Below are 6,678 nucleotides of genomic sequence, written 5' to 3' on the forward strand. Positions count from 1 at the left end.
CCCACTTCCTCACCATCCGCCCCACCCTCCCCCGCGACGACGCCATGGCCGCCGCCGTCGAAGTCGCCACCGCCATCTCCGACGTCCTCGACATCTATTTCAAGACCGAGCCCGGCGAAGCCCAGGACCGCCTGTTCACCGCCAGCGACTACCTCGGTCAGCTGGCCTGCGCCCTGCTCGAGCACAAGCCGCAGGTGCAGCCATGACCCGCGGGCATACCGCAGGCCGCACCACCTGCCTGGACCTGTTCAAGGTCGAGCCGGGCGTTACGTTCGAAGACGCCTTCAGCGAGTTGTCGGTGCTGCTCGGCTGCATCCGCCATCTGACCTGCGAAGCGGAGATGGAAGGCGACCTGCTGGCCGGCAGCTCGGCGCGGATCCTCAGCGCCATGGCCAAGGCGCTGATCGATGACATGGAGGTGGGGTTGAACCGGAAGATCTCATGAATCCTGGGGGCCGCTTTGCGGCCCTTTCGCGACACAAGGCCGCGCCCACAGGATATGTGCCAGTTCTGCCATGGTGCGGTCCCTGTGGGAGCGGCCTTGTGTCGCGAAAGGGCTGCGCAGCAGCCCCGGGTTCCATCGACAGTCACCGACCGAACTCCCAGCGCCCCACCCTGTCACTTCCTAAGCAGGCCATCCACCCCAACACGTCTAAGCTCTGTGGATCGCCCCCGCCCCCCGCTTCCAAGGAGGAAGAATCATGCTGCTGTTGTGGTTGCTGGTCCTGGTGCTAGGCGCCGCGTATCTCCTGCATCGGCGCCTGGCGCCGTTGCAGATCCTCGCGGCAATCGCCGCCTACACCCTGCTCATGGGCCTGTTCAGCACGGCGCCGGGCTGGCTGCTGACGCTGATCTGGGTGGTGATCGCCCTCAAGACCGCCTTCTTCGTCCTGCCAGAAATGCGCCGCAAACTGTTCACCGCGCCGATGTTCAGCTGGTTCCAGCGAACCCTGCCGCCGATGTCGCAGACCGAGCGCGAAGCCATCGACGCCGGCACCGTGTGGTGGGACGGCCACCTGTTCAGCGGCCGCCCCGACTGGAACACCCTGCTCGACTACGACGCGCCCAGGCTCAGCGAGGAAGAACAGGCCTTCATCGACGGCCCCACCGAGCAACTGTGCGCCATGGTCAGCGACTGGCAGATCGGCCAGGACCTCGACCTGCCGCCGCAAGCCTGGGACTTCATCAAGCAGCACGGCTTCTTCGCCCTGATCATCCCCAAGGAATACGGCGGCAAGGGCTTCTCGGCCTACGCCCACTCCCAGGTGGCGATGAAACTGGCCACCCGCAGCGGCGACCTGGCCTCCACGGTGATGGTGCCCAACTCGCTGGGCCCGGCCGAACTGCTGCTGCATTACGGCACTGATGAGCAACGCAGCCACTACCTGCCGCGCCTGGCCCGTGGCGACGACATCCCCTGCTTCGCCCTCACCGGCCCCCTGGCCGGCTCCGACGCCGGGGCCATGCCCGACACCGGCGTCATCTGCAAAGGCCAGTGGCAGGGTGAAGAGGTCATCGGCCTGCGCCTGAACTGGGAAAAGCGCTACATCACCCTCGGCCCGGTCGCCACCCTGCTGGGCCTGGCCTTCAAGGCCTACGACCCCGACCACCTGCTGGGCGAGCAGACCGAACTGGGCATCAGCCTGGCGCTGATCCCCACCGACCTCCCCGGCGTGGAAATCGGCCAGCGCCACCTGCCGCTGGGGGCCGCGTTCATGAACGGCCCCAACAGCGGCAAGGATGTATTCGTGCCGCTGGACTGCCTGATCGGTGGCCAGGCCATGCTCGGCAAGGGCTGGATGATGCTGATGAACTGCCTGTCGGTGGGCCGCTCGATCTCCCTGCCGGCGGTCGGCACGGGCGCGGCCAAGTACACAAGCCTCGTCACCGGCCAGTACGCCCGGGTACGCGAACAGTTCAACGTGCCGCTGGCCGCCTTCGAAGGCATCCAGGAATCCCTGGCGCGCATCGGCGGCAACGCCTGGCTGATGGACAGCGCCCGCCTGCTCACCGCCAAGGCCGTGGACCTGGGCGAAAAGCCCTCGGTGCTGTCGGCGATCCTCAAGTACCACCTCACCGAGCGCGGCCGCGAGTGCATCCAGCACGCCATGGACGTGCACGGCGGCAAGGGCATCATCATGGGCCCAAACAACTACCTGGGCCGCAACTGGCAAGGCGCGCCGATCTTCATCACCGTCGAGGGGGCCAACATCCTGTCGCGCAACCTGATGATCTTCGGCCAGGGCGCAATCCGCTGCCACCCGTTCGTGCTCAGGGAAATGGCCCTGGCCGGGCGCGAGGACCACGACCAGGCGCTGAACGAGTTCGACGACCTGCTGCTGCAGCACATCCTGTTCGCCGCCGGCAACGCCGCCAGCACCCTGGTGCTGGGCCTGGGCCTGGGGCATTTCGAGAAGGTTCCGGGCGATGCCCTGAGCCAGGGCTACTTCCGCGCCCTCAACCGCCAGGCGGCGGCGTTCGCCCTGCTGGCCGACCTGTCGATGATGCTGCTGGGCGGCGCACTCAAGCGCCGCGAACGCCTGAGCGCCCGCCTGGGCGATGTGCTCAGCTACCTGTACCTGTCCAGCGCCGCGCTCAAGCGCTACCACGACCTGGGCTCGCCCGAGCACCTGCGCCCACTGCTGCGCTGGGCGCTGGAGGAAAGCCTGGGGCAGGCCGAGAAAGCACTGGATGCACTGCTCGACAACTTCCCCAACCGCTTCCTGGGCTGCGCCCTGCGGGTGCTGGTGTTCCCGTTCGGCCGCCGGCATACCGGGCCCAGTGATGAGCTGGATGCCGAGGTAGCGGCGCTGATCGGCCGACGCAAGGGCGACCCAGCGCTGGAAGAGCTGCTGTCGGGGTGCTTCAGGCCCCAGGCCGAGGGCGACCCGGTGGCCGCGCTGCAGACGGCCTGCGACCTGCTGGACGATGCCGCCCCGCTGCACAAGGCGCTGCATCAGGCCATCAAGGAAGGCAAGGTGCAGGCGGCACCGGGGCAGTCGGTGATCGACGCCGCCATCGAAGCGGGCGTGTTGCAGGCGGAGGAAGGCCAGCGCCTGCATCAGGCCGAGCAGGCACGGCGGGTGGTGATCGATGTGGATGCGTTCGACAAGGAAGTGCTGTTGCCCGAGGCTGGTAAAGTGCGCTGAGCATTGGTCAACCGCATCGCGGGGCTAGCCCACTCCCACAAGGCGTTTAACGTGTGCCTTGCCTGGGAGCGGGCTTGCCCCGCGATAGCGCCAGTACAGGCAGCTACGCTGCCAGCCTATGCAAAACCGGCGTATACTCCGCCCCCCCGTTTCAACCACCCCGAGGACCGCCGCCATGGCCAACCCCCACCTGGAATACCACCTGCAACTGCTCCACCACCTGCGCACCATCCTGGCCGCGCTGGGTGAAGCCGAACAGGTCCCGGAGGAAAGCCACGCCCTGTTCCTCGAGCGCTTCGACGAACTGCTCACCCTGCTGCCCCAGGACCCGCTGCAAAGCCAGTACCTGGGCCAGGACCTGATCTGCCAGGTGATCCAGCGCTACCCACAGATCGCCCACCTGGTGCCACGTGACCTGTTGTGGTTCTTCGGCGGTGACTGTCTGCATTTCATGCCGGATGAAGAGCTGGCCTTGTACCAGGAACTGGAAGAACGTCGTTACCTTGCTGAGCAAAAAGGTGAAGTCTTCGAATGGCACCTGGAAAAGCAGCGAGCCCAGAGCGCAAACAGCGGTGCATCTCACTGACGGCAAAATGCCCATGGCATCACGTGATGTGCCATGGGCATCTGGCTTGTCACTCATCGTCTCCTGCTTTTTTCCTCAGCCGCTCAACGATGATCGCATCGTCAGTACTCTATTCTCACGCAGGACAGCTTACCATCCACTTGCCCTGTCCCTTTCTTCCACATCAATTTAGCCCCGGGGGCAAAAATCTCCCCGTCTGGCTTCCCGTGTACATCACTGAGGCTTGTTATATCAATAGTCGTTGGGTTTTGCGTTGTGCGCACCTGGAAGGCGAAATTACCATCATCCTTACATTCGCCAGAGTCGTAAAAAGTGACTAGCACCGCGGAGGGCACACCGTCAAATCTAAAAAAGTAGGCCTCATCATTTGGTAGTGCTGGACAGGTAGTACCAGAACCAAACTTGAACTCTTTGTTCGCTCCCGCTACAGGCTGGAGCGAACAAGACCTAGCTTGTTGCCTATCGTAAATTACGACGGTACCTACGCTTTCGGCCCCACTACTGACGGATGCTTTCGGCGGCACCTGAGCATATGACGAAACTGCCAGCGCCATGCTCAACAGTGCTGCCACACCGTATGCCATGTATTTCATCGCTGTCACTCCTGTTCCTGCGACACGGTGGTTTCGGCCAGCGGCCCTGCCGGTGAAGTACTGATACGCGTTCCGCCATCCTCGGTCTTGAGTGCGGTCAATTCATCACCCAGATAGAAGCGCTGTTCTTTATCCGTGGCCACCAAAATATTTTGCGGGTTATAGACATACGAGACAATCGCTTCTCCACCCTCGCTCACGGACAACAACTGATTGAGCGCGTTGTACTTGAGCGCACGACCCTGCTCATCGACAACCAGGTTGCCATTTTCGTCATACTCCAGAACAATTTCTTCCGGGTAGCCGTTCAACGTGCGCGCCGTCGAGCCTGTGGCTTTATTGGTGATCCTGCTCAACTGCGCCGGGTCCTTGCCCTCGAAATGATAGGTCGCCGTATTCGAACCACCGACAAACGCAGTCACCACCTCAGTGATATTGTCCAAGGCATCGAAGGTGAACTGCTGCCCGGTAATGTAGTTGCCATAAGGGTCTTGTGGCTGGTAGGGATCATTGTCAACATTACGGCCGGTGAAGGTATATTTCTCCAGGCGCTGGCGCTTGTCGTACTCATAATCCTCGACCCGCAGGTTCACGCCCCCCTCGGACAACGTACGCTTCTTCATTGCGTCCACGTCATCGTAGGTTTGTGTCAGCGTCTGAACCATCGACCCAGCCGTGAACCTGCGCTCGATCTCACGATCGAACTCGTCGTACGTCAACTCGGTGGCCAGTGACTGGCCAGACTCTCGGTCATGCGTGGTGTGCGACTTGAGTTGCCCAAGCTCGTAGTAGGTAAAGTCGGTTTCCAGCAACACCGTGCCGGCCTTGTCCTTCAGCGTGGTCTTTTTCAACTGCCCGGTAGGGTAGTAATCGTTAGTCTGGACTTGCCCCAGGACATCGGTGTAGCTGAGCAAGCGCCCTCGGTGGCTATAGACATAGTGCTGCGCTTGCGGCTCGCTGATCGGCGGAGCACCTTCATCGCCACTCGCGTGCTGAGTCCAGGTCTCACTTTTGATCTGGCCGGTCTGGTAGTACTCGCGCTTGAGTTTCTGCCAGGGGCGATCACTTTGCGCGGGCATGGTCCAGCCGTTCAGGCGTGCATTCTTCTTGTCGTAGTCGTAGACCACCGCAAGCTCGTCAGCAGTGGCGCCCAGCACGCGCGATTCGGGGTTCTCGCTGAGCTTGAGCTCATAGGTGTAGTGAATCTCGCCTTCTGGCGTCTTCACGGTCTTGGGTTTGCGTACACCGGCATCATAGGCATACGCCTGCTCCCGACCTCCGGTTGTGGACACGGCCATCCTGCCCAAGCCATCGAAGCCCTGGGTACCCAGCTCCTTCGCCTCGGTCACGGCGGATTCCTGCACGGCGATACTGATCGGCAGGTCTTCATCGCTGTGCTGCGCATAGGTGCGCAGCACGAGGGCGCCATCAGGCAATTGCGTTTTTACGTTGCGGTTGAAGGGGTCATAGGCAAAACCCGTGGTCCGCTTGACCGTATCACCCACGTCCTGCTTAACCAGCCGACCGAGGCCATCATGGCCATTGACCTGCAGACTGAGCCGACGATTGCGCAGATCGCGCCGCTCAATCTGAGCCTGCTCGTTGAACCGATTGAACCAAATCTCGGTAACGCCAGTCTTCTTCGGATTCGTTCCCGAGCCTTCCTCTCGCCAGCTCAACACCCGCTTGCCCTTGCTCTCGGAGGTGCCAACCGGATCGTTCTCTTCGATCACCTTGACGTTGTCGGGCCCCGTCACCGCGCGCTGCTGGCCCCAGGTGTCGTATTCGAAGGTCGATTTCAGTGGCACCAGTGTCTTTTCATGCCAGTCGTATTCGGTCTGCTCTGTCAATTGCCCAAGCGTGTTGTAGACGGCGGTGTACAGCAAACGGTAGTTGCCAGCGTCAAAGTCCTTGTCCTGACGCTCTTCTTTCACCACACGATTGAGGCCGTCAAGCGTGGTACGGGTGGTGACCTCATTGACATCGACCCTGGTCTGCTGCGCCTGCTCGCCGGGTTTGCTGCACAGGGTGTAGGTGTAATGGCGTGTCGCCTTGTAGACGTCATCGTCAGGCGCCACGGTTTCGGCCGTTACCCGGCGCAACTGATCGTACTCGTAGTGGATCTGCACATCGTTGTCGTCGGCGTTGAGCACCGGCTCGCCGGTGAGCAGCGAATGGGTCAGGGTCAGGGTCTTCTGTCGCGACTCTTCCGGGCTGCCGCCCTCCTTGTGGTCCCACCCGGTCACGGTCTGGAAGGTCGTCAGGACCGGCTCGTTGGCGAGCAGCGTGCGGCGCAGGGGCGTGACTCTGCCTTGAAGCGCCTTGACATGCGCAGGGAGCTCCGCCGGTG

Annotated in this window: 6 protein-coding genes; 4 read left to right on the forward strand and 2 right to left on the reverse strand. The window is 62.4% G+C overall.

The window, feature by feature from the left end; all coding sequences use genetic code 11:
* The 4 genes from DMX06_RS25845 to DMX06_RS25860 form a co-directional block, all read left to right on the forward strand.
* A partial coding sequence (locus DMX06_RS25845) for a hypothetical protein (protein ID WP_110739962.1) occupies positions 1 to 206 on the forward strand: 206 nt, incomplete at its 5' end.
* Positions 203 to 445: a DUF3077 domain-containing protein gene (locus tag DMX06_RS25850; protein WP_110739963.1), complete on the forward strand. Its 243-nt coding sequence runs from the start codon at positions 203 to 205 to the stop codon at positions 443 to 445. The genes DMX06_RS25845 and DMX06_RS25850, both read left to right, overlap by 4 nt.
* Positions 446 to 701: 256 nt before the next feature.
* Entirely contained in the window at positions 702 to 3,149 is a 2,448-nt protein-coding gene (locus DMX06_RS25855; RefSeq protein WP_110739964.1) for an acyl-CoA dehydrogenase, read from the forward strand.
* Between the two features lie 175 nt (positions 3,150 to 3,324).
* Complete coding sequence (locus DMX06_RS25860) at positions 3,325 to 3,735, forward strand: PA2817 family protein (RefSeq protein WP_110739965.1); 411 nt, start codon at positions 3,325 to 3,327, stop codon at positions 3,733 to 3,735.
* Between the two features lie 101 nt (positions 3,736 to 3,836).
* Here DMX06_RS25860 and DMX06_RS26220 read toward each other — a convergent pair whose 3' ends face one another.
* Together DMX06_RS26220 and DMX06_RS26435 are read right to left on the reverse strand one after the other, a co-directional pair.
* Positions 3,837 to 4,328 carry a hypothetical protein gene (locus DMX06_RS26220; RefSeq protein ID WP_146232245.1) on the reverse strand — a complete coding sequence of 164 codons (492 nt, stop codon included), beginning with the start codon at positions 4,326 to 4,328 and terminating at the stop codon, positions 3,837 to 3,839.
* A gap of 5 nt (positions 4,329 to 4,333) precedes the next feature.
* Positions 4,334 to 6,678 (reverse strand): RHS repeat domain-containing protein (locus DMX06_RS26435; RefSeq protein ID WP_375538121.1); only part of this gene is annotated, 2,345 nt, incomplete at its 5' end.

The sequence above is a fragment of the Pseudomonas mosselii genome (genome assembly GCF_003205295.1).
Lineage (GTDB): Bacteria > Pseudomonadota > Gammaproteobacteria > Pseudomonadales > Pseudomonadaceae > Aquipseudomonas > Aquipseudomonas mosselii_B.

What these genes read in the sequence shown, in the direction of transcription:
- DMX06_RS25850 (WP_110739963.1), top strand. Translation starts at nt 203, where the DNA reads ATGACCCGCGGGCATACCGCAGGCCGCACCACCTGCCTGGACCTGTTC.
- DMX06_RS25855 (WP_110739964.1), top strand. Translation starts at nt 702, where the DNA reads ATGCTGCTGTTGTGGTTGCTGGTCCTGGTGCTAGGCGCCGCGTATCTC.
- DMX06_RS25860 (WP_110739965.1), top strand. Translation starts at nt 3,325, where the DNA reads ATGGCCAACCCCCACCTGGAATACCACCTGCAACTGCTCCACCACCTG.
- DMX06_RS26220 (WP_146232245.1), bottom strand. Translation starts at nt 4,328, where the DNA reads ATGAAATACATGGCATACGGTGTGGCAGCACTGTTGAGCATGGCGCTG.